General features: G+C 67.5%; 26 protein-coding genes. 10 read left to right on the top strand and 16 right to left on the bottom strand.

Features of this window, described 5'->3' with window-relative positions:
* The first annotated feature begins 29 nt into the window (after nucleotides 1–29).
* Both thiE and hemL read left to right on the top strand, forming a co-directional pair.
* Nucleotides 30–656 carry a thiamine phosphate synthase gene (thiE, locus tag AC5P6X_RS05535; protein WP_049450501.1) on the top strand — a complete coding sequence of 209 codons (627 nt, stop codon included), beginning with the start codon at nucleotides 30–32 and terminating at the stop codon, nucleotides 654–656.
* A 16-nt stretch (nucleotides 657–672) separates the two neighbouring features.
* Nucleotides 673–1,962 carry a glutamate-1-semialdehyde 2,1-aminomutase gene (gene hemL / locus AC5P6X_RS05530; RefSeq protein WP_049450502.1) on the top strand — a complete coding sequence of 430 codons (1,290 nt, stop codon included), beginning with the start codon at nucleotides 673–675 and terminating at the stop codon, nucleotides 1,960–1,962.
* Between the two features lie 73 nt (nucleotides 1,963–2,035).
* On the opposite strand, the gene azu is transcribed toward hemL, so the two are convergent.
* Nucleotides 2,036–2,485, bottom strand: a complete 450-nt coding sequence (gene azu / locus AC5P6X_RS05525; protein ID WP_088436996.1) for an azurin — start codon at nucleotides 2,483–2,485, stop codon at nucleotides 2,036–2,038.
* Nucleotides 2,486–2,608: 123 nt separating this feature from the next.
* Between azu and AC5P6X_RS05520 the strand changes: the two genes are divergently transcribed.
* Nucleotides 2,609–3,211 (top strand): HAD-IA family hydrolase, encoded by a 603-nt coding sequence (locus AC5P6X_RS05520; RefSeq protein ID WP_005410909.1) that lies wholly within the window; start codon nucleotides 2,609–2,611, stop codon nucleotides 3,209–3,211.
* A gap of 53 nt (nucleotides 3,212–3,264) precedes the next feature.
* Here the strand turns inward: AC5P6X_RS05520 and AC5P6X_RS05515 are convergent, their stop codons facing one another.
* Nucleotides 3,265–4,491: an acetylornithine transaminase gene (locus tag AC5P6X_RS05515; RefSeq protein WP_005414378.1), complete on the bottom strand. Its 1,227-nt coding sequence runs from the start codon at nucleotides 4,489–4,491 to the stop codon at nucleotides 3,265–3,267.
* 63 nt (nucleotides 4,492–4,554) lie between these two features.
* Here AC5P6X_RS05515 and AC5P6X_RS05510 point away from each other — a divergent pair, with 63 nt between their 5' ends.
* Nucleotides 4,555–5,427, top strand: a complete 873-nt coding sequence (locus AC5P6X_RS05510; RefSeq protein WP_005410911.1) for an ion transporter — start codon at nucleotides 4,555–4,557, stop codon at nucleotides 5,425–5,427.
* Nucleotides 5,428–5,482: 55 nt separating this feature from the next.
* Here AC5P6X_RS05510 and AC5P6X_RS05505 read toward each other — a convergent pair whose 3' ends face one another.
* Both AC5P6X_RS05505 and AC5P6X_RS05500 read right to left on the bottom strand, forming a co-directional pair.
* Nucleotides 5,483–6,475 carry a YiiG family protein gene (locus tag AC5P6X_RS05505; RefSeq protein ID WP_049450508.1) on the bottom strand — a complete coding sequence of 331 codons (993 nt, stop codon included), beginning with the start codon at nucleotides 6,473–6,475 and terminating at the stop codon, nucleotides 5,483–5,485.
* 93 nt (nucleotides 6,476–6,568) lie between these two features.
* Entirely contained in the window at nucleotides 6,569–7,387 is an 819-nt protein-coding gene (locus tag AC5P6X_RS05500) for an SDR family oxidoreductase (RefSeq protein ID WP_049450509.1), read from the bottom strand.
* A 108-nt stretch (nucleotides 7,388–7,495) separates the two neighbouring features.
* On the opposite strand from AC5P6X_RS05500, the gene AC5P6X_RS05495 reads away from it, so the two are divergent.
* Nucleotides 7,496–8,179 (top strand): hypothetical protein, encoded by a 684-nt coding sequence (locus AC5P6X_RS05495; protein ID WP_005414380.1) that lies wholly within the window; start codon nucleotides 7,496–7,498, stop codon nucleotides 8,177–8,179.
* A gap of 51 nt (nucleotides 8,180–8,230) precedes the next feature.
* Here the strand turns inward: AC5P6X_RS05495 and AC5P6X_RS05490 are convergent, their stop codons facing one another.
* Together AC5P6X_RS05490 and AC5P6X_RS05485 are read right to left on the bottom strand one after the other, a co-directional pair.
* Entirely contained in the window at nucleotides 8,231–8,719 is a 489-nt protein-coding gene (locus AC5P6X_RS05490) for a DUF2867 domain-containing protein (protein ID WP_217279012.1), read from the bottom strand.
* A gap of 14 nt (nucleotides 8,720–8,733) precedes the next feature.
* A complete protein-coding gene (locus AC5P6X_RS05485; RefSeq protein ID WP_088436997.1) occupies nucleotides 8,734–9,396 on the bottom strand; it encodes a serine/threonine-protein kinase in 663 nt (220 codons plus the stop codon).
* Between the two features lie 85 nt (nucleotides 9,397–9,481).
* Between AC5P6X_RS05485 and AC5P6X_RS05480 the strand changes: the two genes are divergently transcribed.
* A complete protein-coding gene (locus tag AC5P6X_RS05480; RefSeq protein ID WP_012481181.1) occupies nucleotides 9,482–11,479 on the top strand; it encodes a bifunctional DedA family/phosphatase PAP2 family protein in 1,998 nt (665 codons plus the stop codon).
* A 122-nt stretch (nucleotides 11,480–11,601) separates the two neighbouring features.
* On the opposite strand, the gene AC5P6X_RS05475 is transcribed toward AC5P6X_RS05480, so the two are convergent.
* The 3 genes from AC5P6X_RS05475 to AC5P6X_RS05465 all read right to left on the bottom strand — a co-directional run bounded on the left by AC5P6X_RS05475 (nucleotide 11,602) and on the right by AC5P6X_RS05465 (nucleotide 14,434).
* Entirely contained in the window at nucleotides 11,602–12,180 is a 579-nt protein-coding gene (locus AC5P6X_RS05475; protein WP_049450514.1) for an LON peptidase substrate-binding domain-containing protein, read from the bottom strand.
* Nucleotides 12,177–13,541, bottom strand: a complete 1,365-nt coding sequence (gene mpl, locus AC5P6X_RS05470; protein WP_088436998.1) for a UDP-N-acetylmuramate:L-alanyl-gamma-D-glutamyl-meso-diaminopimelate ligase — start codon at nucleotides 13,539–13,541, stop codon at nucleotides 12,177–12,179. Before mpl ends, AC5P6X_RS05475 begins: the two co-directional genes overlap by 4 nt.
* A 329-nt stretch (nucleotides 13,542–13,870) precedes the next feature.
* Complete coding sequence (locus AC5P6X_RS05465; RefSeq protein ID WP_005410920.1) at nucleotides 13,871–14,434, bottom strand: adenylate kinase; 564 nt, start codon at nucleotides 14,432–14,434, stop codon at nucleotides 13,871–13,873.
* A gap of 136 nt (nucleotides 14,435–14,570) precedes the next feature.
* Between AC5P6X_RS05465 and AC5P6X_RS05460 the strand changes: the two genes are divergently transcribed.
* Nucleotides 14,571–15,827 (top strand): 6-phosphofructokinase, encoded by a 1,257-nt coding sequence (locus tag AC5P6X_RS05460; RefSeq protein WP_005410921.1) that lies wholly within the window; start codon nucleotides 14,571–14,573, stop codon nucleotides 15,825–15,827.
* A gap of 118 nt (nucleotides 15,828–15,945) precedes the next feature.
* On the top strand, nucleotides 15,946–16,335 hold the full coding sequence (locus AC5P6X_RS05455; RefSeq protein WP_060380348.1) for a DUF488 domain-containing protein: 390 nt from the start codon (nucleotides 15,946–15,948) through the stop codon (nucleotides 16,333–16,335).
* Between the two features lie 72 nt (nucleotides 16,336–16,407).
* Here AC5P6X_RS05455 and AC5P6X_RS05450 read toward each other — a convergent pair whose 3' ends face one another.
* Entirely contained in the window at nucleotides 16,408–16,911 is a 504-nt protein-coding gene (locus tag AC5P6X_RS05450) for a hypothetical protein (protein WP_049450520.1), read from the bottom strand.
* A 308-nt stretch (nucleotides 16,912–17,219) separates the two neighbouring features.
* Here AC5P6X_RS05450 and AC5P6X_RS05445 point away from each other — a divergent pair, with 308 nt between their 5' ends.
* Nucleotides 17,220–19,247 carry a sodium-translocating pyrophosphatase gene (locus tag AC5P6X_RS05445; RefSeq protein WP_005410924.1) on the top strand — a complete coding sequence of 676 codons (2,028 nt, stop codon included), beginning with the start codon at nucleotides 17,220–17,222 and terminating at the stop codon, nucleotides 19,245–19,247.
* Nucleotides 19,248–19,324: 77 nt separating this feature from the next.
* Here AC5P6X_RS05445 and AC5P6X_RS05440 read toward each other — a convergent pair whose 3' ends face one another.
* From AC5P6X_RS05440 to AC5P6X_RS05420, 5 genes are read right to left on the bottom strand one after another with little or no spacing between them, the layout of a single operon-like run.
* A complete protein-coding gene (locus AC5P6X_RS05440; RefSeq protein WP_060381082.1) occupies nucleotides 19,325–20,044 on the bottom strand; it encodes an energy transducer TonB in 720 nt (239 codons plus the stop codon).
* A complete protein-coding gene (gene exbD, locus AC5P6X_RS05435) occupies nucleotides 20,041–20,466 on the bottom strand; it encodes a TonB system transport protein ExbD (RefSeq protein WP_005410926.1) in 426 nt (141 codons plus the stop codon). The genes AC5P6X_RS05440 and exbD overlap by 4 nt, the downstream gene beginning before the upstream one ends.
* Nucleotides 20,467–20,475: 9 nt before the next feature.
* Nucleotides 20,476–21,204, bottom strand: a complete 729-nt coding sequence (gene exbB, locus AC5P6X_RS05430) for a tonB-system energizer ExbB (protein ID WP_088436999.1) — start codon at nucleotides 21,202–21,204, stop codon at nucleotides 20,476–20,478.
* Nucleotides 21,191–21,658 (bottom strand): YbaN family protein, encoded by a 468-nt coding sequence (locus AC5P6X_RS05425; protein ID WP_005410928.1) that lies wholly within the window; start codon nucleotides 21,656–21,658, stop codon nucleotides 21,191–21,193. The genes exbB and AC5P6X_RS05425 overlap by 14 nt, the downstream gene beginning before the upstream one ends.
* Nucleotides 21,659–21,689: 31 nt before the next feature.
* A complete protein-coding gene (locus tag AC5P6X_RS05420) occupies nucleotides 21,690–22,277 on the bottom strand; it encodes a biliverdin-producing heme oxygenase (RefSeq protein WP_049450524.1) in 588 nt (195 codons plus the stop codon).
* 107 nt (nucleotides 22,278–22,384) lie between these two features.
* On the opposite strand from AC5P6X_RS05420, the gene AC5P6X_RS05415 reads away from it, so the two are divergent.
* Nucleotides 22,385–22,642 carry a DUF2789 domain-containing protein gene (locus tag AC5P6X_RS05415; protein ID WP_005410930.1) on the top strand — a complete coding sequence of 86 codons (258 nt, stop codon included), beginning with the start codon at nucleotides 22,385–22,387 and terminating at the stop codon, nucleotides 22,640–22,642.
* A 150-nt stretch (nucleotides 22,643–22,792) separates the two neighbouring features.
* Here the strand turns inward: AC5P6X_RS05415 and AC5P6X_RS05410 are convergent, their stop codons facing one another.
* On the bottom strand, nucleotides 22,793–25,711 hold the full coding sequence (locus AC5P6X_RS05410) for a TonB-dependent receptor domain-containing protein (RefSeq protein ID WP_099605446.1): 2,919 nt from the start codon (nucleotides 25,709–25,711) through the stop codon (nucleotides 22,793–22,795).
* Nucleotides 25,712–25,882 lie beyond the last annotated feature (171 nt).

The following is a 25,882-nucleotide window of genomic DNA, read 5'->3' as shown; positions in this document are numbered from 1 at the left end:
CATTGCAGCCCACGCACCGGTAGCCATCGATGACTTCTGCTTCCCCGGCGCCCCGCGGCGTCTACCTGATCACCCCGGACGAGCCCGATACCGCGCGCCTGCTGGCCCGTACCGCGCCGCTGCTGGCCGCTGGTGCCACCTGGCTGCAGTACCGCAACAAGACCGCCAGCGATGCCCTTCGGCAGGAACAGGCGACGGCCCTGCAAGGCCTGTGCGCCGCCCACGGCGTGCCGCTGATCGTCAACGACGATCCGGTGCTGGCCAAGGCCGTGGGCGCCGCCGGCGTGCATCTGGGCGGCACCGACGGGGACATCCCCAGCGCGCGCGCGCTGCTCGGTGCCGAGGCCATCATCGGCGCCTCCTGCTACGACCAGCTGGCCAATGCCGAGAAGGCCGTGGCGGCCGGCGCCAGCTATGTGGCCTTCGGCGCCTTCTTCCCGACCACCACCAAGGTCACCAGCAGCCGCGCCCACACCGACCTGCTGCGGCAAAGCGCCGCACTCGGCGTGCCGCGGGTGGCGATCGGCGGCCTGACGCCGGACAATGTCGGTCCCATCATCGACGCCGGCGCCGATCTGGTGGCCGTGGTCAGCGGTATCTATGCCGCATCGGACCCGGTCGCGACCCAGCGCGCCTATCTCACCCAGTTCGCGTAATGCCCAGGAAAGCCCCATGAACCACGACCAGTCCCACGCCCTGTTCTCCCGTGCCCAGCAGCTGCTGCCGGGCGGCGTCAATTCGCCGGTACGTGCGTTCAAGTCGGTCGGCGGCGAGCCGTTCTTCGTTGAACGCGCCGATGGCGCCTACCTGTACGACGTCGATGGCAACCGCTACATCGACTACGTCGGTTCCTGGGGCCCGATGATCGTCGGCCACAACCACCCGGCCGTGCGCCAGGCGGTGAAGAAGGCGATCGACAATGGCCTGTCCTTCGGTGCGCCGTGCGCGGCCGAAGTCACCATGGCCGAGACCATCACCCGCCTGGTGCCATCGTGCGAGATGGTGCGCATGGTCAACTCCGGCACCGAGGCCACACTGTCGGCGATCCGCCTGGCGCGTGGCGCCACCGGCCGCAACCGCATCGTCAAGTTCGAAGGCTGCTACCACGGCCACGGCGACTCGTTCCTGGTCAAGGCCGGCAGCGGCATGCTGACCCTGGGCGTGCCGACCTCGCCGGGCGTCCCGGCCGGCCTGAGCGAACTGACCCTGACCCTGCCCTACAACGACTTCGAAGCGGCCACCGCCCTGTTCGAACAGCAGGGTGACGACATCGCCGGCCTGATCATCGAACCGGTGGTCGGCAACGCCAACTGCATCCCGCCGCGCGAGGGCTACCTGCAACACCTGCGTGCGCTGTGCACGAAGCATGGCGCGCTGCTGATCTTCGACGAAGTGATGACCGGCTTCCGCGTTGCCCTCGGCGGTGCGCAGGCGCATTACGGCATCACCCCGGACCTGACCACTTTCGGCAAGATCATCGGTGGTGGCATGCCGGTGGGTGCCTACGGTGGTCGCCGCGAGCTGATGCAGCAGATCGCACCGGCCGGCCCGATCTACCAGGCCGGCACGCTGAGCGGCAATCCGGTGGCGATGGCTGCCGGCCTGGCGATGCTGGAGCTGGTCCAGCAGCCGGGCTTCCATGCCGACCTGGCCGAGCGCACCGCACGCCTGTGTGCGGGTCTGGAAGCGGCCGCCGCCGACGCCGGTGTGGCCGTGACCACCACCTGCGTGGGTGCGATGTTCGGGCTGTTCTTCACCAGCGAGAAGGTGGAAACCTATGCGCAGGCCACCGCCTGTGACATTCCGGCGTTCAACCGCTTCTTCCACGCGATGCTGGAGCAGGGCGTGTTCCTGGCCCCGTCGGCGTACGAGGCCGGCTTCCTGTCCAGCGCCCACGACGATGCCGTGATCGAGGCGACGCTGGCCGCAGCACGCGTGGCGTTCAGGGCTGCCAAGGGCTGATCGCAAAAAAAGGGGACGGAGGGGATTAAGTCGTTTGTGCACAAACGACTTAATCCCCTCCGTCCCCTTTTTTTCAACCAAAGACGAACTTGCCCTTCATCATCGCGAAGTGGCCGGGGAACGAGCAGAAGAAGGTGTAGTCACCGCCCTTCTGCAGGCCCTGGGTGGAGAAGCGCACGCGCGTGGTCTCGCCACCGCCGATCACCTTGGTGTGCGCCAGCACGCGCTTGTCGGCCTTCGGCAGGTAGCTGTCGGCCAGGGTCATGCGCATGCCCGCCATCGCCACCGGCTGGTAATCGGCACTGCGGGTCAACACCCAGTTGTGGCCCATCGCGGTAGCGGCCAGCTTGCCGGTGTGGCGCAGGGTCAGGTCCACGGCGGTGCAATCGGCGGCGACCTTGATCTCGCGGCTGCTGAAGCTCATCTGGTCGGTGCTGTCGATGCTCACCGCACACACCCGCGCCATCGCCGACGGCGCCAGCATCAGCGCGCCCAATCCCACTGTCACCCTCCAAGCCTTCATCGTTGCATCTCCTGCGGATTCAAACGCCATTCTAGGCAGCCCCCCCATGGCCGCGTCTGCGACCGTCTGTCGCACGCGCACTCCAGGGTTTCCGCGCATCCACCGCGATGGCATGCTCGGCCGATGCGGATCGATCTGTTGCTGCTGGATGTGGACGGCGTGCTGGTGCAGTACCAGCGCGCGCAGCGCGTGCTGCACCTGGCACAGGCGCTGGATGTCGCGCCGGAAACCGTGCAGGCCGCGCTGTACGACAGCGGGCTGGAAGCGGCACATGACAATGGCACGCTGGATGGCCCGGCCTATCTGGCGCAGCTGAGCAAACAGCTGGGCCGCACCGTTGATGTACACACGTGGATCGCGGCGCGACAGGCCGCCAGCCATCCACAGCCGGCCGTGCTGCAGCGGCTGCAGGCCCTGCAGCTGCCGATGGCGGTGCTGACCAACAATGGCGCACTGATGCAGCAGGCCTTGCCGACTCTGCTACCGGAACTGTTCCCGGCCCTGCATGAGCGCGTGTTCTGCAGCGCGGAGTTCGGCCTGCGCAAACCGGCGCCCGCGGTGTTCCTGCGCACGCTGGAAGCACTGGACGTGGCACCTGCCCGCACGCTGTTCGTCGATGACCTGTTCGCCAACGTGCGCGGCGCACGCGCCGCCGGCCTGCACGCGGAAACCGTGCGCGATGGCCGTGGGCTGGGCAAGGTGTTGAAGCGTTACGCGGTGGGCTGATCGGGGTCAGAGCCCTCTGCGCAGGAGAGGGATCCGACCCCGACGCCAGGGCGTCAGCGCGCGGCGATGAACGCGGCAATTGCCGCGCGCAGGCGCTTGAGGCCTTCAGCCACTTCTTCGTCGGTGATGTTCAGCGACGGCACGAAGCGCAGCACGTCCGGGCCGGCCTGCAGGGTCAGCAGCCCCTGCCCGGCAGCGTGGTCGAGGATCGCACCAGCCTGGCCGGCGAAGTCCTTGCTCAGCACCGCACCCAGCATCAGGCCGCGACCACGCACCTCGCTGAACACGCCGAACTCTTCGTTGATGCGCGCGAAGCCATCGCGCAGCGCCTTCGACTGGCGGCTGACGTTGGCGGCGATCTCCGACGAGGCCAGCTTGCGCAGCGCCACGCGGGCCACCGCAGCGGCCAGCGGGTTGCCACCGAAGGTGGTGCCGTGCGCGCCAAACTGCATGGTCTCGGCCACCTTCGGGCCGGCCAGCATCGCACCGATCGGGAAGCCGCCACCCAGTGCCTTGGCCAGGGTGACCATGTCCGGCACCACGTCGTCCTGCCAGTGCGCGAACAGCGTGCCGGTGCGGCCCATGCCGGCCTGGATCTCGTCCAGCACCAGCAGCGCGTCGTGCTGGTCGCACAGTTCGCGCACGCGCTTGAGGAAGCCGGACTTGGCCGGCATCACGCCGCCCTCGCCCTGGATCGGCTCCAGCATCACCGCCGCCACGTCACCGGCGGCCATCGCGGTTTCCAGCTGCACTTCGTCGTTGAAATCGATGTAGCGGAAGCCACCCGGCAGCGGCTCGTAGCCTTCCTGGTACTTCGGCTGCGCGGTAGCGGTCACCGCGCCCATGGTGCGGCCGTGGAAGCTGCCACGGAAGGTGATGATGACGCGCTTGTCGGCCGGGCGGCCCTGGCTGGAGGCCCACTTGCGGACCATCTTGATCGCCACTTCGTTGGCTTCGGCGCCGGAGTTGCACAGGAACACCCGCTCGGCGAAACGACTGGCCTTCACCAGTTCCTCGGCCAGGTGCAGCGGCGGTGCGCTGTAGAACACGTTGCTGGTGTGCCAGAGCTTGCCGGCCTGCTCGACCAGCGCGGCCACCAGGTCCGGATCGTTGTGGCCCAGGCCGCACACGGCGATGCCGGCAGCCAGGTCGATGAACTCACGGCCCTGGCTGTCCCATACGCGGGCGCCCTGGCCTCGCTCCAGTACCACCTGGCGGGGCTTGTAGACCGGCAGGTAATAGTGCGAAAGGGAGATCAGCGGATCGGTCGCGGCGGTCATGGCAGTCGGCAGGGTTCAGGAACGCCCATTCTCGCGCCGGAACCCCTGCGGCACAATGCGCCCATGCGACCGTTTTCCGCCCCCCAGCTCAACCCCGCCACCGAGACCGGCTGGCGCCGTCGGTGGTTCGACATCATCTACCGCCATGACACCCGCCCTTCGCGCAATTTCGACCTGATCCTGGTGGTGGCGATCGTCGCCAGCATCCTGGTGGTGATGATCGACAGCGTGCAGCACCTGCATGCCGAATGGTCCACCGGCCTGTACATCCTGGAATGGGGCTTCACGATCATCTTCACCGCCGAGTACCTGCTGCGGCTGGCGGTGGTCAAGCGCCCGCTGCGGTATGCAGTGAGCATCTGGGGCATCATCGACCTGCTGTCGATCCTGCCCGCCTACCTGTCGATGTTCATCCCCGGCGCGCAGAGCCTGCTGGTGGTGCGCGCGCTGCGCATCCTGCGGGTGTTCCGCATCCTGAAGCTGACCCGCTACATCGAGGAAAGCGGCGTCCTGATGACGTCGCTGTGGCGCAGCCGGCGCAAGGTGCTGGTATTCCTGTTCACGGTGATCACCATCACCATCATCGCCGGTGCGCTGATGTACGTGATCGAGGGCCCCGAACACGGTTTCACCAACATCCCGGCCAGCATGTACTGGGCGGTGGTGACCATGGCCACGGTCGGCTTCGGCGATATCGTGCCGCAGACCGTGCTCGGCCGCTTCGTCACCTCGGTGCTGATCCTGATCGGCTACAGCATCATCGCCGTGCCCACCGGCATCTACACCGCCGAACTGGCCAGCACCATGCGTGAAGCCGAGCAGGCCGCACGCCGCGATGCGCGTGGCTGCCCGGACTGTGGGCTGGAAGGCCATGAACCAGATGCACTGCACTGCCGCAAGTGCGGCGGCAAGCTGCCGGATGCGTTCAGTCATTGATGCGAGCGCCGGCGATGTACACCGGCGCACGCTGATCACGCCATGAGCGGGAGCACTACTGGCGGTTGCTCTGGAAAACGAGCGTGTTGTATTCCTGCATCAGCTTGCTGGCCGATCCACGCGGCGCCATCGACGGCGAATCAAGCATGCGTCGTTCGAAATCGGTGTAAGGCTCTTTCTCGCTGACGCGCTGCAGCCGCGCCTTGCCTTCCCGACGGAAGTTCTCGGCCTCACGCTCGAAGCTGTTCCAGTCCAGCTTGCCCGGCTCCTGATCAGCCACCTTCGCATGCGCTTCGTCGGAAATGCGGTTGAACGCATCCAGACGCTCGCGGGCCTTGGCCTGATCGAAATCATCCTCGCTCATCAGATCCATGATGGCCTTGGCTTCCAGCATCATCGCCAGGCGGTAGTACTCGCGCGTGCGACCCTCGGCCTGCTCCAGTGCCTTGAGCTGCTCGCGCTGGGCGGCGTCGTTCTGGCGCTCCAGCTCGGCATTGAACGTTTCGCTGGCAGCCACGAAATCCTTGAAGGCGGCCATCAAGGGCGCGTGCAGCTGCTTGCCCTTGGCGAACTGGTCGTCTTCGTAGTCCTGGCGATCGTAGTAGTCGTGCGCGTCCTTGCTGATCGGCACCAGCGCCTTCAGCGCCTGCTGGTAGTGGCCGGCAGCAGCATCGAGTTCAGCCAGCACTGGCTTGGCAGCGATCGCCTCGGTCACGGGGGCATCGCACTGCTTCATGTCGTAATCGCTGATCTCGAACGGACCGTACACCTGTGTCTCGCGACCGGTCGGGCCGGCGGCGACATCCTTGATCCAGCGCGTATAGGACTCGATGCTGCCGTGGGTCTTCGAATCAAGCGCGTTGAAGCAGCCGATGTAGGCGTTGAGCTTGGCGGTCAACTGCTGCTGCGGGTCGGACGGCGCCGCGCTGGCGTCCGGCGTGCCGGAGGCAGCGGCGCCGCCCGCAGCGGCGGGTGCCTTGCCACCGCAGGCGGCCAGGATCAACGACAGCGAAGCGGCCAGCGCCGCGACGGAAAGAGTGCGTGACATGTGTTCACATCCCTGTTGAAAACGATTACAGCTGCGCATTCTAGCGCAGCAGGCCGAAGGTCGCAGCCCTCGGCCTCTTCCGGCGACGTACGATCAATCCAGGAACAGATCCGGCAGCAACGGACGCGATGGATCCACTGCGTAGCCCGAAAGATCGGTGATACCCGCCTGCGCCAGCACGTCATCGTCGATCAGGAACTGGCCATGGAAGCCCGCCGCTTCGCGCACCAGCACCGCATGCGCGGCATCAGCCATGATCTGCGGCGTGCGGCAGCCGGCCGCATCCACGCCCGGGATCATGTTGATCGCATCGGTGGCGATGACCGTGCGCGGCCACAGCGCATTCACCGCCACGCCCTGCGGGCCGAATTCCGCGGCCAGGCCCAGGGTAACGAAGCTCATGCCCATCTTCGCCAGCGTGTAGCCGGTATGCGGTGCCCACCACTTCGGCGCCAGGCTGGGCGGCGGTGCAAGGGTGAGGATGTGCGGATTCGGCGCCTGCAGCAGGTACGGCAGGCAGGCCTGCGCGCACAGGAAACTGCCGCGCGCATTGACCTGCTGCATCAGGTCGAAACGCTTCATCGGCGTATCCAGCGTACCGCGCAGCCAGATCGCGCTGGCGTTGTTGACCAGGATGTCGATGCCGCCGAAGGTATCGACCGTGGCCGCAACCGCCGCGTGCACCTGCTCTTCCTCGCGGATGTCGCACTTCAGGGCCAGGCCCTGCCCGCCTGCCGCCGTCACCGCTTCAGCCGCGGTATGGATGGTGCCCGGCAGCTTCGGATTCGGCACCGACGACTTGGCCGCAATGGCCACGTTGGCGCCGTCGCGCGCAGCGCGCAGTGCGATGGCCAGGCCGATCCCACGCGAGGCTCCGGTGATGAAAAGCGTTTTGCCCTGCAGACTGCCCACGTTCCACACTCCAGCGTATGCAATGAGCCGCTAGTATGCCGCGCCGACGCGGAGTTCACCCGGCCTTGACGATACTCGGGCCTCCAGCCAACGCACGAGGTCCACGCCATGCGCCGTTCCCGCCTGTTGCTGCCTGCCCTGGGGCTTGCCCTGCTGACTGCCTGCCAGGGCCGTTCGCCGGAACCCGGCAAGGAGCCACCCGCCGGTGACGCGCCCAGCGCGGAGAAGGCCGCCGCCGACGGCAAGATGCGCTGGAGCGAGGCCGTGGTCTGGGATGGCGATCTGAACGCATGCCGCCAGGGAGAGAATGCCGCCACCCGGGATTGCCTGCGCGATGCGATGCGAGCGGGGGGAGCAAGCGCCGAGGCGATCACCGCGGCCGAGCAACTGTCCAGCGCCGGGGAACTGGCGTATGTCACCGCCTGGCATGAGAACGAGGGGCTGGGCATTGCCACGGTCGAGTATCCCTTCCGGGCCAACACCAACGAAGGCACCCGCCTGGTCGACGCCAGCGGCAAGCGCATCGATGTGGATGCCGTACAGCTGGACGACACGCTGCGTGCCGACCCGGCCGTGCAGGAGCTGTTGAAGGCCAACCCGCAGGCCACGCCATTCGCGCCGGCGCAATCGGCCGGAGCGACACCGCTGGAGGGCGGCGGGATCCGCCTGCTGTACCGCACACCGCTGCGCGACTGCCACGCCTGCCCGGACGTGGGCCAGCTGCAGATCGCCTATGACTTCGATGCCAAGCGCAACTTCATCGGCCAGCAGGTGGTGCCGGCGACGCCGTAATCCGGAAATGCCGCGTGTCGCCGGGCATGGCCCGGCGAGCGCAGTGTCGAATCATCGGTACGCCTGCACCTGCTTCTGCAGCAGATGCGGCACGATCAACCTGTGCACGGGCGCGACCGGCAGCATGTAGAGCCGCCCGAATGCGTTATGCGTATGCACCACCGTCACCACTTCCAGCACATCGCCCTGCCATTGCAGGGCCAGCTGTACGCGCAGGTGGCGATCATCGTCTTCCAGCACGATGGCATCGTCATCCAGCGACTGCAGGGTGAAGATGCCCAGCCGCTGGCCGGCCGCCGGATCGTCGGTGTCCTGAACCGCACGCAATGAGCCAAGGTGCTTCATCCCAAGCAGGCGCATGCCGTGGTTGCGCAGCGCCATCAGACCATCGAACCAACCGGGAATGCTCGCGGCCATGTCGCGATAGGCCTGCAAGGCCGAGCGCCCATCACGACGGGTGGTCGCATGGCACGCATGCACGAAATCCGCACCGGGCAGCTGAGTTCGCAGCACGCTGCCCGCGCTCGGCGGCGCGCTCATCACCTGCGATGCACTCACGGCTTCGGTCCCTGCCCCTCGTTGTCTTCCCAGTGCAGGATGCGGCGGGTGACGAAGCGGTAGACCGGCTTGCCGGTGGCGAACCACAGCTCGCGCACCCACGACGTACGCTTGAGCACGCGCTTCTCCACCGGGGTGAGTGATTCGCGGCAGTACATGCGCTTGTGCTTGAGCAGGTGGCGCAGGTCCTCGCGGGCCAGCAGCCGCATCCAGCGCGAGCGCGGGTTGCCGATCACCGCCAGCTGGAAGTCGATCAGCGCCGGTCGTCCATCTTCAGTGACCAGCCAGTTGGCTTCCTTGGCCAGGTCGTTGTGGGCCACGCCATTGCGATGCAGCTGCCGCAGCAGGCGACGCGCGGCGCGGAACCAGGCCAGATCGCCGCGCGGCGGACGCTGGTACATGGCATCGCCGGCCATGAAGCTGCGGTCGAGGTGGCGGCCATCCCAGGCCAGCAGCTGCGGCACATCGGCCATGCCATGGATATGGCGCAGCGCGCGTGCTTCGCGACGTGCAAGCCACCACGCGGGCAACCGCAGCCACAGCGGCGTGGCCCCCAGATCGCGGCGTACGAACGGGCCATCGGGCCCTTTCACAAGAAGGATCCGGCCGAAGCTGTCGGCCTTCAGAGCATGGTGGGGAGCGTCTGGCGTATGCGGCATGACTCCATTCTAGGCGATGGCGCCGGTTGCAAACGGTCACGAAGCGGCTGGGAACCAGTCACCTTCACGCCCCTATAATCGGGCAATGGACTCTTCATGGATCGACGCCACGCTCGCGTGGATTGCCGCTCACCCCGTGCTGGCGGGCGCCGTTATCTTCCTCATCGCCTTCTGCGATGCGGTCATCATTCTTGGCGCCATCGTGCCGGCGCTGCCACTGCTGTTCGCGGTGGGCGTGTTCATTGGCCTGGGCCAGATCTCCGGGCCGTACGCGGTGGCGGCTGCGGCATTGGGTGCGTTTGCCGGCGATGGCATCAGTTACTGGATCGGCCGCCGCTGGGGCGACCGCCTGCGCGGCGTGTGGCCGTTCAGCCGTTACCCGCAGCTGCTCGACCGCGGCGAAAACCTGTTCCGCCGCAATGCCTTCAAGAGCATCCTGGTGGCACGCTACGTCGGCGCGATCCGCCCGTTCGTGCCGGCCATCGCCGGCATGATGAAGATGCCCGCCAGCCGCTACGTGCAGGCCAGCGGCATCGCCAGCATTTCCTGGGCGGTGCTGTTCCTGGCGCCGGGCTGGATCCTCGGCGAAGCGTACGACGCGGTGGCTGCTGTAGCCGGGCGGCTGGTGGTGGTGGTCGGCCTGCTGGCGGTGATCCTTGGCCTGGTCTGGGCCATCGTGCTGTACGGCTACCGCTGGTCGGCCGCACGCATGGACAACTGGCTGGCACGCCTGCTGGACTGGTCCAACCGCCACCCGACGCTGGGCCGCTACACCGTTGGCGTGCTGGACCCGAAGCGGCGCGAATCGGTGCCGCTGGCGATGCTGGCGCTGATGCTGCTCCTGCTGGGCTGGGGCTGGTTCGCGCTGTTGACCGTGGTGGTCGCACATGGCGAGCCGCTGGCGATCGACCTGCTGGTGCACCAGGCCATGCTGGCGCTGCGCAATCCGCTGGCCGACTACCCGATGGCTGCGCTGGCGTCGCTCGGGGCCTGGCAGGTCCTGCTGCCGGCCACCGCCGCGGCGATGGGCTATCTGATCTGGCGCCGACGCTGGATGGCCGCTGCTCACTGGCTGGCGGCACTGGCCTTCGGCCTGGCGCTGACCATGCTGCTGGGCGCCACCGTGGATGTGGTGCGCCCGATCGACGCCAGCAGCGGCTTCGGCTTCCCGTCGGTGTCGGTGACCATGGCCACCATCACCTTCGGCTTCTTCGCGGTGCTGATCGCACGCGAGATGCCCGGCCGCACCCGCGTCTGGCCGTACCTGGTTTCGGGCATCGTGGTCAGCCTGATCGGCTTCTCGCGCCTGTACCTGGGCGCGCATTGGCTGAGCGACGTGATCGGCGGCATGCTGTTCGGCACGTTCTGGCTGCTGGTGCTGGGCATCGCCTATCGCCGCCGCTTCAACCGCTCGTTCTGGGTGAAGCCGGTGGCCTGGCTGTTCTACGGCGTCTTCGCCGTGGCGGCGATGTGGTACGCACCGCGCAACATCCCGGTGAAGCTGGAACGCTTCGAACCGACCCTGCCGGCCCCGCAGGCGATGGACATGCAGGCGTGGTGGCAGCACGACTGGGCCACGCTGCCGGCGCGCCGCAACGAGTTCGACGACGACCAGCGCTGGCCGCTGGACGTGCAGGTGGCCGGGCCATTGGCACCGCTGCAGGCGCAGCTGGAAGCGCGTGGCTGGAAGCGGCAGGAACAGGCCGGCTGGCAGCAGGCGCTGCTGATGCTGGACAAGAACACCGGCGCCGATGAACTGCCGGTGCTGCCGGCCACGCTGGACACCCGCGTGGAAGCACTGCTGATGGTGCGCCAGGGTGCGAAGCCGGACGAACGCTATGTGCTGCGCCTGTGGCCTGCACCCGCGCAGCTGCAGGCGGGCAACACGCCGCTGTGGCTGGGCAGTGCACAGACCCTGCGTTACGAACGCCACTTCGAGTGGATCGGCATGTGGCACCCGCTGCGTGGCGTCGACCCGGCGTTGAACGCGGTGAAGGACGCCGTGCAGGACCTGCCGCAGCGCGAGGACGTGCACAGCGAAACCGGGTTGCCGGTGCTGCGGTTGAAGACCACCACGCCCTGACCGGTACCGGTCGCGATCACCCAGTGTAGAGCCGAGCCCATGCTCGGCTGCGCTTCGCGGGATCCATCAAGCCGAGCATGGGCTCGGCTCTACAGCAGATCCACGCCATGCGTGGATGGCTTCTACGGCATCCAGCCCAGCAATTGCTGCAATCGCTGGTGCGGGTCGTCCACCTGCAGCAGCTGCAGGCGCTGCTGCTCGCTCAGCGGCAACAGTTCGGCCAACCGCCAGCCGACCCAGCTGGCCTGGTCCAGCAGCGCCGGGTTGGCCGGCGCATAGGCCTCGCCAGCCTGTTCGATGATGTGCCCCAGCAGCGTGGCCAGCAGCGCATGCTGTGGCCGCAGTTCATCGTCCGGGTCTTCCTCGCACCAGCGCACGTCGGCCACCACCAGGCCGTTGTCGCGCACGCGGGTACGCTCGACGTGGAAACGGCGGGTTCCGCGCAGGCGCAGTTGCAGCACGCCGTCGGCGCCGACATCGAAGTCTTCGATGCGCACCTGCACGCCATAGGCGGCCGGCGTCGCTGGTGCGCCGACTTCCTCGCCATCGAGGATCAGACAGACACCAAACCCCTCACCACTGCGGCCGCTGTCGCGGATCAGGTCCAGATAGCGGCGCTCGAATACGCGCAGGCCCACCGCCGCACCCGGTACCAGCGTGGTGTGCAGCGGGAACAGCGGCAGCGAGCCGTCGCCGCTCATCGGGCCTGCAGGGCGGCGAGGAAGCGACGCGGCGCGCCGTCGAAGCCACCGTTGGACATGAACACCACGTGGTCGCCGCTGCGCGCGCTGGCCTGCAGCTGCGCCAGCAATGCGTCGGTATCGGGCACGGCATGGGCTTCGCCACGCACCGCGGCGATCACCGCCGCAGCATCCCAGGCCAGTTCCGGGCGATGCAGGAACACCACTTCATCGGCCAGCGCCAGCGAGGGAGCCAGCGCCTGCGCATGTGCGCCGAGCCGCATCGAGTTGCTGCGCGGTTCCATCGCGACCACGATGCGCGCATCGCCGACCTTGGCACGCAGGCCTTCCAGCGTGGTGGCGATTGCGGTCGGGTGATGGGCGAAGTCGTCGTAGACGGTGATGCCGTCATGGCTGCCGATCACTTCCATGCGGCGCTTGACGCTGCGGAAGCGCGTCAGCGCCGGAATCACCTCTGCCGGTGCCACGCCCACCGCATTCGCCGCGGCCAGCGCGGCCAGGCCGTTGAGCACGTTGTGGCGGCCCAGCAGCGACCACTGCACATCGCCCAGTGCCTGCCCGCGGTGGTGCACGCGGAAGGCGCTGCCATCGGCGGCCAGCAGCTCGGCATGCCATTCCAGCGACGGGTCGAAGCCGAAGCGCTCGACCGGGGTCCAGCAGCCCATCGCCAGCACTTCGGCCAGATGCGCGTCCTCGCCGTTGACGATCAGTCGGCCACGCGCCGGCACCGTGCGCACCAGGTGGTGGAACTGGCGCTGGATCGCGGCTACGTCCGGGAAGATGTCGGCGTGGTCGTATTCAAGGTTGTTGAGGATGGCCACCAGCGGCCGGTAGTGCACGAACTTGCTGCGCTTGTCGAAGAACGCGGTGTCGTACTCGTCGGCCTCGACCACGAACTCACGGCCCTGGCCCAGCCGGGCGGAGACGCCGAAATCCTCGGCGACGCCGCCGATCAGGAAACCGGGCGAACGACCGGCGCTTTCCAGCAGCCAGGTGAGGATGGTGGTGGTGGTGGTCTTGCCATGGGTACCTGCCACGGCCAGGGTGTCGCGACCCGGCAGTACCTGTTCGGACAGCCATTGCGCTCCCGAAATGTAGCGCTGGCCGGCGTCGAGCACGGCCTCAACGGCGGCATTGCCGCGCGAGAGGGCGTTGCCGATCACCACGTCATCGGTGCCTGCCGGCACGCTGTCGGCGCGGTAGCCCTGGTCCAGGGCGATGCCCAGCTGCTCGAGCTGGGTCGACATTGGCGGATAGATGGCCTGGTCGCTGCCGCTGACCGTATGGCCCAGTTCCCGCGCCAAGGCGGCCACGCCGCCCATGAAGGTGCCGGCGATTGCAAGGATATGTACGCTGCTCATGACCGAGGATTGTGACCGATGACGGCTGTATAGGGCCAATGTCCGCCCCCGGGTAAGACAAGTCCTACACGGGATGTGAGAAAACTCCAATCACCTGTCAGGGAATTCCCGATAGCGATGTTCTGTGAACCCGGACACAATTCGAACTGCCAGCCGCAGTACCCGAACCGGTCCTACTCCCCAAGAGGCCATCCCCAAGGGAGCTCATGCTGCGGGGCCCTGAGCAAGCCCTTCGCTGGCGCCTGTCAAACGACACAGGCCTGATCCTCACGGACCAGGCCTGTGTTTTTTTGCGCCCGAAGGGCCGGCAACAGACCGGCCCCGCCGGATCAGGCCTTGATCGCCGCCAGGATGCGGGCTTCGATCTCGTCCAGCTCACCGACGCCATCGACGCGGGCCAGGGTGCCACGGCCGGCGTAGAAGTCGACCACCGGGGCGGTCTGGTCGTTGTAGACCTGCAGGCGCTGGCGCACCGCTTCCGGCGTGTCGTCGGCGCGGCCCTGTTCCTTGGCACGACCGGCGATGCGCTCGACCAGCAGCTCGGTGGCCACGTCCAGCTGCACCACGGCATCCAGCGGCTGGCCGATCTTGGCCAGCAGGCCGTCCATCGCATTGGCCTGGGCCACATTGCGCGGGTAGCCATCAAGAATGAAGCCCTTGGCGACATCGGGCTGGGTCAGGCGCGACTCCAGCATGCCCAGCAGGATGTCGTCCGACACCAGGTTGCCGGCATCCATCACCGTCTTGGCCTGCTTGCCCAGCTCCGTGCCCGCGGCGATTTCCGCGCGCAGCATGTCACCGGTCGAAATGTGGGCGATCCCCAGCTTTTCCTTCAGGCGCGTCGCCTGTGTCCCCTTGCCCGAACCGGGCGGTCCCAACAGAACCAATCGCATTGACCTGACTCCAACGTGTTGAAAACAAAGAAGGTTCGCGTCCCGGACGGACCGGTATCGCTGCACCGCAATAGCGCCACTTTACCGCATCCGGGTAATGTCCCTGCAATGTCCTTTCCCCCGAGCAGGTAGACGCATGCGCAACGGTACTCTCCTCTACGCCCAATCCGGTGGTGTCACCGCGGTCATCAACGCCACGGCGGCGGCGGTGATCGAGCAGGCCCGGGCCAAGGGCATCAAGGTCCTGGCCGCGCGCAACGGCATCCTCGGCGCGCTGCGCGAGGAACTGATCGACACCAGCAAGGAGAGCGCTGCGGCCATCCGCGCCCTCGCCCATACCCCGGGCGGCGCGTTCGGCTCCTGCCGGGTCAAGCTGAAATCGCTGGACGCCGACCGCGCCCGCTACGACCGCCTGCTGGAGGTGCTGCGCGCCCATGACGTGCGCTGGTTCCTCTACAACGGCGGCAACGACTCGGCCGATACCGCGCTGAAGGTCTCGCAGCTGGCCAAGGCCTCCGGCTACGACCTGACCTGCATCGGCGTGCCCAAGACCATCGACAACGACCTGGCAGTGACCGACACCTGCCCCGGCTTCGGCTCGGCGGCCAAGTACACCGCGGTGTCGGTACGCGAGGCGGCGCTGGACGTGGCGGCGATGGCCGAGACCTCCACCCGCGTCTTCATCTACGAAGCGATGGGCCGCCACGCCGGCTGGCTGGCCGCGGCCGCTGGCCTTGCCGGCAACGGCGATGACGAAGCGCCGCACATCATCCTGCTGCCCGAACGCGCCTATGACGAGGCGGCGTTCCTGGCCAAGGTGAAAGCGGTGGTCGAGCGCGTCGGCTACTGCGTGGTGGTGGCGTCGGAGGGCATCGCCACCGCCGATGGCCGCTTCGTCGCTGACGCTGGCGGCGGCAAGGACTCGTTCGGCCACTCGCAGCTGGGCGGCGTGGCCGCGCACCTGGCCGGCCGGGTCAAGGACCAGCTGGGCCTGAAGGTGCACTGGGCGCTGCCCGACTACCTGCAGCGCTCGGCCCGGCACCTGGCCAGCAGGACCGACTGGGAGCAGGCGCAGGCGGTCGGCAAGGCCGCCGTGCAGCTGGCGCTGAAGGGCCAGAACGGCGTGATGCCGGTGATCGTGCGCAGCAGCGATGCGCCCTATCGCTGGAAGATCGAGGCGGCGCCACTGTCGAAGATCGCCAACCATGAAAAGAAGATGCCCGCCGGCTTCATCCGCCGCGACGGCTTCGGCATCACCGCCAGGGCGCGGGCCTACCTGTCGCCGCTGATCAAGGGCGAAGCGCCGCTGCCGTATGGCGCCGACGGCCTGCCGAAATACGTCACCCTGAAGAACGTGGCGGTGAAGCAGAAGCTGCCGCCGTTCGAGGGCTGACCCGAAAAAGGGGACGGAGGGGATTAAGTCGCATACGCCCCTCTGTCATCTCCAACAGCGTCAGCAGTGGGCCGGATACGACTTAATCCCCTCCGTCCCCTTTTAATGGAGGCACACCATGGCATTGCGTGTTGTTCGACTCGGTACGCCGCGCGTGCCTGGCGAGGGCCTGCGCATCGGCACCGTGCGGCGGCCGCCGCGCGGCGTTCCGCGCAGCGAGTTCGCCCGACAGGACTGGTACGACGTCTGGTTCCCGACCCTGTCACCCAGCGCGGAACTGGTGAAGCGGGCGCATGAGGCGAAGACGGCCGCCGACTGGACCGCGTTCTTCCGCCACTACAAGGCCGAGATGAAAGCGCCGGATGCCGCCCATGCACTGGACCTGCTTGCCGCACTGTCGCAGCACAGCGACATCAGCGTGGGGTGCTACTGCGAGGATGAGGCGCACTGCCATCGCAGGGCTTTGCGCGAGCTGCTGGTGGCGCGCGGGGCGACGCTGGCGGAGTGATGATTGCAGGGTTGCCGGCCAGCGGCCGGCACTACCCGTGGATGACCGCTTGGGTACACCGCCCAGGCAATTTCAGTTGCAGGCCTTGCCTTCCATCTGCAGCTGCGCGGCGAACATCGTCACCTGCGGAATCTGGCCGGCAGCGGCCTGCTTCCTGGCCTCTTCCAGATAGATGCGTGACTGCCCCTGACCGTCCAGCTCGACCTTGTTGGTCGACGGCAGCCGCCACACTCGCACCACCGCCTGCTGTGCGGGGCACGCGGCGCTGGGCACGCGGATCACATCATTGAGCTTCCAACCCTTGTCGGCACTCGGTTGGGCCTTGGCGTAGTCGACGAAGCGCGCGCGCGGCTGGCACTGCTCACTGGTACGCACCGCAGAGAAGCGGTACGGCTCGGCCGCCTGCCCGGTGAAGGCGCCTTCCAGGCGCGCACAGGCCTCGGGAATCTGGCGCAGCGTATGCACCGCGCCCACCGCCTGGGGTGCGCCCACGGCACGCTGTAGCTCCGGGGTTTCCGCAGCCAATGCCGGTACAGCCGGGACCAGGGCGGCAAGCATCAACAGGGACAGGCGCATGGGAGATCTCCTTCAGGACTCCACGCAGGCTTGCAGAGGCTGGCTTAACGGGGTGCAAAGGCCGGTGGCTCTCGAATCAAGCCCATTGACTGGCGGCATGCGCTGCGGCTCGCAGAAGCCAGTCGAGCACGGCTCGACTCTACAGTGCGCGGCACGCATACTGCGGGCACCAGGGAATGCTGAACACCGCCATACGTCGGACGACCGCCAAGGTCGGTACGGGTTGGTTCCAGGCTGCAGCCCGTCGTCCCCCTCGTGGTGCCGTTCATCGCCACTGGATGCCTACATCCATTCTGCGGAGGGGTCTAATGCTGGAACGTCACGGGCTGTCACTGGCGCTGGGCTGCGCCATTCTCGCGATCCTGTTCGGAATCGTCTCGGCGCGCTGGATCCTGCGCCAACCCACCGGCAATGAACGCATGATCGCGATCGCCACGGCGATCCAGGAAGGTGCGCGTGCCTATCTCAACCGCCAGTACCTGACCATTGGCGTGGCCGGTGTGGTGCTGTTCGTGCTGGTCGGTGTGTTCCTCAGCTGGTACACCGCGATCGGCTTCGCGGTCGGCGCGGTACTGTCCGGCGCGGCCGGCTACATCGGCATGAACGTGTCGGTACGCGCCAACGTGCGCACTGCCGAAGCTGCACGCCACGGCATCAGCGCCGCAATGGACGTCGCCTTCCGCGGTGGCGCGATCACCGGCATGCTGGTGGTCGGGCTGGGCCTGCTGGGCGTGGCCGGCTACTACGCGTTGCTGCTGCGCATGGGCCTGCCGATGGAACAGGCGCTGCATGCGCTGGTCGGCCTGGCCTTCGGCTCGTCGCTGATCTCGATCTTCGCGCGGCTGGGCGGTGGCATCTTCACCAAGGGCGCCGACGTCGGCGCCGATCTGGTCGGCAAGGTGGAAGCCGGCATTCCCGAGGACGACCCGCGCAACCCGGCGGTGATCGCCGACAACGTGGGTGACAACGTGGGCGACTGCGCCGGCATGGCCGCCGATCTGTTCGAAACCTACGCGGTGACCGTGATCGCAACAATGCTGCTGGGCAGCCTGATGCTGGCCGAGGCAGGCGCCAATGCGGTGCTGTATCCGCTGGTGCTGGGCGGCGTATCGATCATCGCCTCGATCATCGGCGCGCTGTTCGTGAAAGTGAAGCCTGGCGGCTCGATCATGGGCGCGCTGTACAAGGGCGTGATCGTCTCCGGCGTGCTGGCCGCCATCGCCTTCTACCCGATCACTACCGGCCTGATGGGTGACAACGTACATGGGCCGATGGCCCTGTACGGCTGCGCGTTGATCGGCCTGGTCCTGACCGGGCTGATCGTGTGGATCACCGAGTACTACACCGGCACCCAGTACAAGCCGGTGCAGCACGTGGCGCAGGCCTCGACCACCGGCCACGGCACCAACATCATCGCCGGCCTCGGCATCTCGATGAAGTCCACCGCGCTGCCGGTGGTAGCCGTGTGTGCGGCGATCTGGGGCGCGTTCGCGCTGGGTGGGCTGTACGGCATCGCCATCGCCGCCACCGCGATGCTGTCGATGGCCGGCATGATCGTCGCTCTCGATGCCTACGGGCCGATCACCGACAACGCCGGTGGGATTGCCGAGATGGCCGAGCTGCCCTCGGAGATCCGCGACATCACCGATCCACTGGATGCGGTTGGCAACACCACCAAGGCGGTGACCAAGGGCTATGCGATCGGTTCGGCCGCACTGGCCGCATTGGTGCTGTTCGCGGACTACACGCACAACCTGCAGGCTGCACATCCCGGGCAGGAATTCCGCTTCGACCTCAGCGACCACACGGTGATCATCGGCCTGCTGATCGGCGGCCTGATTCCCTACCTGTTCGGTGCGATGGCGATGGAAGCGGTCGGCCGCGCGGCGGGTGCGGTGGTAGAGGAAGTACGCCGCCAGTTCCGCGAGATCCCCGGCATCATGCAGGGCACCGGCAAGCCGCAGTACGACAAGGCGGTGGACATGCTGACCCGCTCGGCGATCCGCGAAATGATCGTGCCCTCGCTGCTGCCGGTGGCGGTGCCGGTGGTGGTCGGCCTGCTGCTGGGGCCACGCGCACTGGGTGGCCTGCTGATCGGCACGATCGTGACCGGCCTGTTCGTGGCCATTTCGATGACCACCGGCGGTGGCGCCTGGGACAACGCCAAGAAGTACATCGAAGATGGCCACTTCGGCGGCAAGGGCAGCGAGGCGCACAAGGCTGCGGTGACCGGCGATACCGTCGGTGACCCGTACAAGGACACGGCCGGCCCGGCGATCAATCCGCTGATCAAGATCATCAACATCGTCGCGCTGCTGCTGGTGCCGTTGCTGTAGATCCACGCCATGCGTGGATGACGGCCTCGATGGGGTCAGAGCCCTTTCCCAGGAAAGGGATCCGACCCCATCGTCAATCACCGCCCGCGCAGGAAGAACGACACCGGCACCATCACGTCCACCGGGTCGCCGGCCACTTCGGCCGGCGGCGCCGGTACCGGGCTGGCGCGCTGCACGGTGTCCAGCGTCTCCTGGTCAAGCAGCGCGAAGCCACTGCTGCGGCCCAGCTTCAATCCCGAGACCGCTCCATCGCGGGCCACGGCAAAGCGCACGTAGACCACGCCCTGCTGGCGCAGCCGCTCGGCCTGGCGCGGATAGCGGCGATGCTTCTGCAGGTGCCCCAGCAGGCGACCTTCCCAGCTTGCCTCGGCGCGACTGCGCTCACCCGCCGTGGTCTGCGGTGCGGTGTAGCGCGCGGCGGCGTCAGCGGCCACCTGTGGCGGTGCGCTGGTCTGCGCGACATTGGCGTCGGCGACATCCGGCGAGGGCGTCGGCTCTGGTGTACGCGGCGGTGGCAGGTCACCCTGCGGCTGCACCGGCGCCTTCGGTTGCTCGCGCAGCGCCGGCTTCGGCGCCCGCCGCTGCTGTTGCTGCTGCAGTGGACCGGTGGCGACCTCGCGCGGCGGCACCGGCGGTGCCTGCGCCATCGGTGCCAGTTCCAGCATCAGCGCGGCGGGCGGCGCCGTCGCAGCCAGTACCGGTGCGCGCGTCGCCCACCAGCAGGCCACGCCGATCAGCAGCGCATGCACCAGCAGCACGATCGCCAGGCTGGTCGCCCAGCGCCGCAATCCGCTCATCGCGCGCCCTGCTCCAGTCCAACCAGTGCCACCTTCAAGTAGCCTGCGCCACGCAGCGCGTCCAGCGTCGCCATCAGTTCACCGTAAGGCACGCGGGTATCGGCACGCAGGAAGATGCGCTGCGCGGTGTCGCCGTGGGTGGCCGCCTGCAATGCAGCGGCCAGCCCGTCACGCGCCACCGCCTGCTCGCCCACGCGCAGCGACAGATCGGCCTGCACGGTCACATACACCGGCGCCTGTTCGGGCGGCGTGGCACTGGCGCTGCTGGCCGGCAGCTGCACGGGCACTGATACGGTGGCCAGCGGTGCGGCTACCATGAAGATGATCAGCAGCACCAGCATCACGTCGATGAAGGGCGTGACGTTGATCTCGTGTGCTTCTTCCGGTGCGTCGTCGCGGTCGGACGCGGTCCTGATCGCCATCGTCGCGCCTCAGTGCACCGCGCGCAGCGGTGCCGCTGCGGTACGCGGCACGGCACGATCAAGATCGCGCGAGACCAGCTGCTGCACGGCCGCCGACAGATCGCCGAGCAGGCCCCGCAGGCCGGCCAGCACGCGGCTGAAATGGTTGTAGACCAGTACCGCGGGAATCGCCGCGACCAGGCCGAGTGCGGTCGCCAGCAGGGCCTCGGCGATGCCGGGCGCAACCACCGCCAGGTTGGTGGTGTTGCTGTGTGCGATGCCGATGAAACTGTTCATGATGCCCCACACCGTGCCGAACAGGCCGACGAAGGGCGCCACCGCGCCGATGCTGGCGAGCACACCGATGCCGCGCCGCTGCACGCGCGCGGTCTCCAGTTCGATGCGGTCCAGGCGCGAGGCGATGCGTTCCTTGATGCCGTCGCGACTATCCAGATCCTGCGACAGGCGCAGTTCGGTGCGTGCTGCGTCCAGCATCGCCAGCGCGGTGCCCTGCTGCAGACTTGCCTCTTCGCTCTGCGGCGGCAGCTGCGCGGACTGCAGCAACAGCGCGCGCGCCGCACGCAGCTGCCGGGCCTGGCGCGTCAGTTCCCAACCCTTGGCCAGCAGTATGGTCCAGGTGGCCAGCGACGCCAGTGCCAGCGCGATCATCACGGCCTTCACCACCACGTCGGCGGCCAGGTACATGCCCCACGGGGTCAATGCGGGGGCGGCCACGGGGGCCAGGTCAGCAGGCAGCATCGTCTCGGTTTCCATCAGCATCAGGGGTCGCTGCGCGACGACGGGCCGCGCGCGGATCATTGGCGTCGTCCACTTCCACGACAGGATGGGGCTCCAGCCGCGGTGCCGGTCGGCTCAGTACGTAGCCGGCGCTGACCGCAAAGAACAGGCCCACGCCCAACAGCAGGCGCCAGGACGGGTGCGCGCCCCAGCAGAACAGGGCAAAGCCCAGCGCCATGCCGGCACTGGCAAACGCCTTGCCCTTGCGCGATACCGCGCCCTGCTCGCGCCACAACCGCAGCGACGGGCCGTAGCGCGGATGCGCCAACAGGCGCTGCTCGAACTTCGGCGAGCTGCGCGCGAAGCAGCCCACGGCCAGGATCAGGAAGATGGTGGTCGGCATCACCGGCAGCAACGCGCCGATCACCCCGAGCCCGACCATCAGCCAGCCCAGCGCGAACCAGAGCCAGCGCATCAGCGCTGCACCTGTGGGCGTGCGCCGTGCATCAGGCGAATTCCACTTCGACGTGGCCGTGCACGCTGCGGAACGCGGCGTCGGCCGCATCGATCACCTGCTGCTCCTGCTCGGCACTCAGCGGTACCGTGTCCAGCGCCGCGGTGAACTCGCGCCAGTGGCGCGCCGCGCCATCCGGATGCGCGGCCAGGTGGCGGGCGCCAAAATCACGATCCAGGCCTAGCTTGGCAGCCATCTTGTACAGAATGGTGCCGCCCAGGTTGGAGCCTTCGGCCACGTACAGCCACCCCAACGCGGCGGGCAGTTCCAGATCGGACGGCAACGCCGCGATGTCAGCCCCCGGCAGGGTCTGCTCCAGGTCCTGCAGGTCGCGCGCGACCTGGGTCAGGCGGCGGCGCTCGCCCAGGTCCGGCAGCAGTGCGTCCAGCGCAGGGTTGGCATACAGCGCATCGATGCTGCGGTGGAAGCGATACTGCACGCGCAGGAAACGGGCGAAATTGCTGCGGTCGGCGAAGATGTCGCCGGCCATGATGCGCTTGTCCAGGGCACCGTGGCTGTCGCGGGTGGCGGCCTTGAGCCGCAGGCTGCGGCTTTCTTCAGGGGCGATGTGTGCGTTCATGGGGGAATGCCAAGGGGGTCGTCGTGCTGTAGACGTCTGCCACGGGGCTTTCCCCAAGGCCGTCTACACCGATAATGGGCCATCCCCTTGTCCATCCGGAACCGACGATGATCACCACCGAACCGCGCATGACCAACCTGTTCCTGCAGCTGGGCCTGGATGCAAGCGCCGAGGGCATCGCCCGCTTCATCCGCGAGCACCAGCTGGCCACCGATGTCGAAGTGGTCGAAGCACCGTACTGGAACGATGCCCAGCGCCAGTTCCTGTCCGAATCACTGCAGGCCGATGCGGCATGGACCACGGTGGTGGATGAGCTGAACGAGTCGCTGCACGAAGATGCGGTGAAGGCTTCGAGCGGGCTGTAAATAGACGCCGGGCATGGCCCGGCGCTGTCGATTGCTCGGCAGAAGCGGTGCGGACCAAGGTCCGCACCCACCGAGGGCGGTTGGGGCTCGCTGGAGTCGGAGCCCTTTCCGCAGGAAAGGGATCCGGCCCCACCGCTCATCCGCGACCGATCAGTACTTCCAGGTCAACGCCAGTCGCGCGGTGCGGCCCGGGGCCGGCATCACGCCCAGGGCCAGCGGGTCCAGGTAGTAGCGGTCGGTCAGGTTGTCCACGCCGGCTTCCACCGACAGCTGGTCGTTGAAGCTCCAGCTGGCGAACAGGTCCACCAGCGTGGTTGGCCGGTACAGCTGCTGGATCGCCGACAGGCCCACGTTCCAGTCCTTGTCCAGCTTGCTGATCGGGCCGGCGTTGTGGACCACGCGGGTGCCGAAGGTCAGGCGCTCGTCGAACAGGCGCGAGCCCAGGGTCAGGTTGACCATGTAGCGCGGTGGGTTCTGGGTATTGGTGTACGAGCCCTCGAAGCCGCCGTCCACGCAGTCGGGCGTGTTGGCCAGCTCGCCGTTCCTGCGCTGCGCCCCATAGGCACGGCGCTCGGCGGCGATGTCCGGCGCGCAGGTCTTGGCCTTGAAGTAGTAGTGCGCGGACAGATCGGCAAATACCTTGCCGCTGTCATAGCTGGACTGGAACTCCATGCCCGAGACCTTGAACTGGTCGACGTTGCGGATCAGGCCCGCCGACAGCGTGCGGTAGTCACGGGTGATCAGGTCGTCGATGCGGGTATCGAAGTACGCCAGCTTCAGCGCCAGGCGATCGCCGGCAGTGAACAGGTCATAGCGGAGGGTGCTGGCACCGATTTCCCAACTGCGCGCACGCTCCGGCTTCAACTCGCCCACCGGCTTGGCAGCGGTGAACAGGCCCAGCGTGGTCTCGAACAGGCTCGGCAGCTTGGTGCCTTCGGCGTACTTCACGTAGACCATGGTGTCTTCGCTGAAGCGGTAGGCCACGCTGGCGGTCGGCGAGAACGCGGTATCGCGACGGCGGATCGGCTGCGACCAGGTCCAGCTGACCGGCACTTCCAGGTCCTGCGCCTTGCCGGCGTCGTAGAAGTTCCAGCCACCGATGTCGCCCACCGTGCCCTTCTTGTACGGTGAGGCCAGCAGCGATTCCTGGGTGAAGTTGCCGTTGGCATCCGGATACCAGTTCAGCAGCGCGATGCGCTTGGCCCGCCACGACGGCAGCGCCGGGTTGCCATTGAGCAGTTCGGTGTAGCGGTACTGGCCCTGCACCTCATAGGCATCGGGCGAGGCCAGGCGGTTGCGGTCGTGCACATCCACGCGGTTCCAGCGGCCGCCGGCCAGCAGTTCCCAGTGTTCATCGGGCTGCCACTTCAGCGAGGCCACGGCGCTGTATTCCTTGCGCTCGGCGTTGCGCAGGAAACGGTTGTTGACCAGATCGTCGTGCATGACCGGCCCCGAGCTGCCCGGTGCGATGTCCTCATCGCTGTAGGACAGGCCGTAGTCGAGGGTGAACGCACCGGCGCGGGTATCGAACTTCGAGGTGTTGCTGGCATCCAGGCCGAAGCGCTTCTGCCGCAGCGGATTGCGGTAGGCATCCTTGTAGCCGGGGTCGCCACTGAAGCTGGGCGCGTCGTACCACTCGGTACGACGATCGAAATACCACGGGGTGATGCCGGTCAGGCTGTTGTACATCACGCTGTCGGTGTCGGTGTACGCGGCGTTGACGCGCAGGTCGACCAGCTCGCTGTCCGGGTTGAAGCGATAGCGCAGGGTGTAGCTGTCCATGTCGACATGGCCCGGGTCCCACTGCGGAATTCGATCGCGGTCGACGCGGATGATCTGCGAGGCCATGATCTCGCCGGCGGTGCCTTCGTAGCGGCGGTAGCCCGCTTCCAGCGTCTGCGCATCGTCGATGCGCCAGGTGCCCTTGAGCAGCGCCGACTTCGAACGCGACGAGGTGTTGAACACTTCGGTACGCGGCGGATTCAGCGGTGCCAGCGTGCGACGGGTCTGTGGGAAATCATCGTAACCGTGCTTGCCGGAGAAATAGTTGCCGTTGTCGCGGTAAGCATAGGCGGCGACCAGATCGAAGCGATCCCAGTGTCCCGCAGCGGCCACGTTGAAGAACTGACTGCCGGTGGCGCTGCGATCGGAACGCGGCGCGGCGCTATAGGACGGCAGGCTGTTGGCGCTGGCATTGGCCAGGCCGCCACGCACGCGCATGCCGAAGTCGCGCCCTTCGCGCAGCACGTCGCCGATCTTCAGCGTCTCCATCTCGACCACGCCGCCGATGCCGCCAGAGGCGTTGGCCTGCAGGCTCGGGCCCTTGGTGATGGTCAGGCTGGAGATCAGGTCCGGGTCGAGGTAGGTACGCTGCGATTGACCGGCGTAGCCGCGGTAGGTATCGATGCTGGACTGGCCACCGTCGATGATCACCGGCACGCGGCCCTGGCCCTGGATGCCGCGGATGTTGACGTCGAAGCCATTGCCGACGCGTGGGTCACCGGCAGTGACGCCGGCCACGCCCTTGACGATGTCGCCGTTGGAGGTACCGCGGAAACGCTCCAGCTGCGTGCGGTTGAGCGTGGTGGTGGAACCGACGCTGCGATAGCTGTCGAGCAGGCGCGCCTCGTCGCTGGTCGCGCCACTGTCGACGCGGTCGCCGGCCACGCTGAGCGTGTCGGTGACGATCACGCCGCTGTCGGCCTGCGCCGGCGTCGCCGCTTCCAGCGCGACTGCATCTGCGCTGACCCGGCGCACCGCCAGGCCACTGCCCTGCAGCAGCAGCTGCAGCGCCTCGTTGGCCGGCAGGCTGCCATTGACCGCACGCGAACTCACCCCATGGGCCAGGATGGCCGGATACACGACCTGCACGCCGGACTGGCGCATGTAGCTGCGCAGCGCCTCGTCCAGGGGCTGCGCCGGAATGTCGAAGCGCTGTACGGCGGCGTGATCGCCACGGGCGTTCTGTGCCAGCACGGATGGCGTGGCACTGGCCAGGCCGGCAGCCAGCAATGCAATGCACAGGCGGGACGGGCGCGGCGCGCGGCCCGGACGGTGGGAGTCGAACATGGGGAACCTGTCAGGTAATCGGTGCCGCAGGCGCGGCGTCATCCGCAACACAGGCGGACACGGCGACGTACGTGGCGGCGGCGGGTACGTTCGCGGGGTAAGACGGTTGGGCGCGCGGCAACCCCAAGGGCGATTTGCGGTCGCGGTGGGTGCCGACCGTTGGCCGGCACA

The sequence above is a fragment of the Stenotrophomonas sp. YJH_SMC_40 genome, assembly GCF_059368615.1.
This window is presented reverse-complemented; position numbering and strand designations above follow the sequence as displayed.

Excerpts from the sequence above, each read along its gene's own strand:
- thiE (WP_049450501.1), top strand. The coding sequence starts at position 30 with ATGACTTCTGCTTCCCCGGCGCCCCGCGGCGTCTACCTGATCACCCCG.
- hemL (WP_049450502.1), top strand. The coding sequence starts at position 673 with ATGAACCACGACCAGTCCCACGCCCTGTTCTCCCGTGCCCAGCAGCTG.
- azu (WP_088436996.1), bottom strand. The coding sequence starts at position 2,485 with ATGAAGGCTTGGAGGGTGACAGTGGGATTGGGCGCGCTGATGCTGGCG.
- AC5P6X_RS05520 (WP_005410909.1), top strand. The coding sequence starts at position 2,609 with ATGCGGATCGATCTGTTGCTGCTGGATGTGGACGGCGTGCTGGTGCAG.
- AC5P6X_RS05515 (WP_005414378.1), bottom strand. The coding sequence starts at position 4,491 with ATGACCGCCGCGACCGATCCGCTGATCTCCCTTTCGCACTATTACCTG.
- AC5P6X_RS05510 (WP_005410911.1), top strand. The coding sequence starts at position 4,555 with ATGCGACCGTTTTCCGCCCCCCAGCTCAACCCCGCCACCGAGACCGGC.
- AC5P6X_RS05505 (WP_049450508.1), bottom strand. The coding sequence starts at position 6,475 with ATGTCACGCACTCTTTCCGTCGCGGCGCTGGCCGCTTCGCTGTCGTTG.
- AC5P6X_RS05495 (WP_005414380.1), top strand. The coding sequence starts at position 7,496 with ATGCGCCGTTCCCGCCTGTTGCTGCCTGCCCTGGGGCTTGCCCTGCTG.
- AC5P6X_RS05490 (WP_217279012.1), bottom strand. The coding sequence starts at position 8,719 with ATGAGCGCGCCGCCGAGCGCGGGCAGCGTGCTGCGAACTCAGCTGCCC.
- AC5P6X_RS05485 (WP_088436997.1), bottom strand. The coding sequence starts at position 9,396 with ATGCCGCATACGCCAGACGCTCCCCACCATGCTCTGAAGGCCGACAGC.
- AC5P6X_RS05480 (WP_012481181.1), top strand. The coding sequence starts at position 9,482 with ATGGACTCTTCATGGATCGACGCCACGCTCGCGTGGATTGCCGCTCAC.
- AC5P6X_RS05475 (WP_049450514.1), bottom strand. The coding sequence starts at position 12,180 with ATGAGCGGCGACGGCTCGCTGCCGCTGTTCCCGCTGCACACCACGCTG.
- mpl (WP_088436998.1), bottom strand. The coding sequence starts at position 13,541 with ATGAGCAGCGTACATATCCTTGCAATCGCCGGCACCTTCATGGGCGGC.
- AC5P6X_RS05465 (WP_005410920.1), bottom strand. The coding sequence starts at position 14,434 with ATGCGATTGGTTCTGTTGGGACCGCCCGGTTCGGGCAAGGGGACACAG.
- AC5P6X_RS05460 (WP_005410921.1), top strand. The coding sequence starts at position 14,571 with ATGCGCAACGGTACTCTCCTCTACGCCCAATCCGGTGGTGTCACCGCG.
- AC5P6X_RS05455 (WP_060380348.1), top strand. The coding sequence starts at position 15,946 with ATGGCATTGCGTGTTGTTCGACTCGGTACGCCGCGCGTGCCTGGCGAG.
- AC5P6X_RS05450 (WP_049450520.1), bottom strand. The coding sequence starts at position 16,911 with ATGCGCCTGTCCCTGTTGATGCTTGCCGCCCTGGTCCCGGCTGTACCG.
- AC5P6X_RS05445 (WP_005410924.1), top strand. The coding sequence starts at position 17,220 with ATGCTGGAACGTCACGGGCTGTCACTGGCGCTGGGCTGCGCCATTCTC.
- AC5P6X_RS05440 (WP_060381082.1), bottom strand. The coding sequence starts at position 20,044 with ATGAGCGGATTGCGGCGCTGGGCGACCAGCCTGGCGATCGTGCTGCTG.
- exbD (WP_005410926.1), bottom strand. The coding sequence starts at position 20,466 with ATGGCGATCAGGACCGCGTCCGACCGCGACGACGCACCGGAAGAAGCA.
- exbB (WP_088436999.1), bottom strand. The coding sequence starts at position 21,204 with ATGCTGCCTGCTGACCTGGCCCCCGTGGCCGCCCCCGCATTGACCCCG.
- AC5P6X_RS05425 (WP_005410928.1), bottom strand. The coding sequence starts at position 21,658 with ATGCGCTGGCTCTGGTTCGCGCTGGGCTGGCTGATGGTCGGGCTCGGG.
- AC5P6X_RS05420 (WP_049450524.1), bottom strand. The coding sequence starts at position 22,277 with ATGAACGCACACATCGCCCCTGAAGAAAGCCGCAGCCTGCGGCTCAAG.
- AC5P6X_RS05415 (WP_005410930.1), top strand. The coding sequence starts at position 22,385 with ATGATCACCACCGAACCGCGCATGACCAACCTGTTCCTGCAGCTGGGC.
- AC5P6X_RS05410 (WP_099605446.1), bottom strand. The coding sequence starts at position 25,711 with ATGTTCGACTCCCACCGTCCGGGCCGCGCGCCGCGCCCGTCCCGCCTG.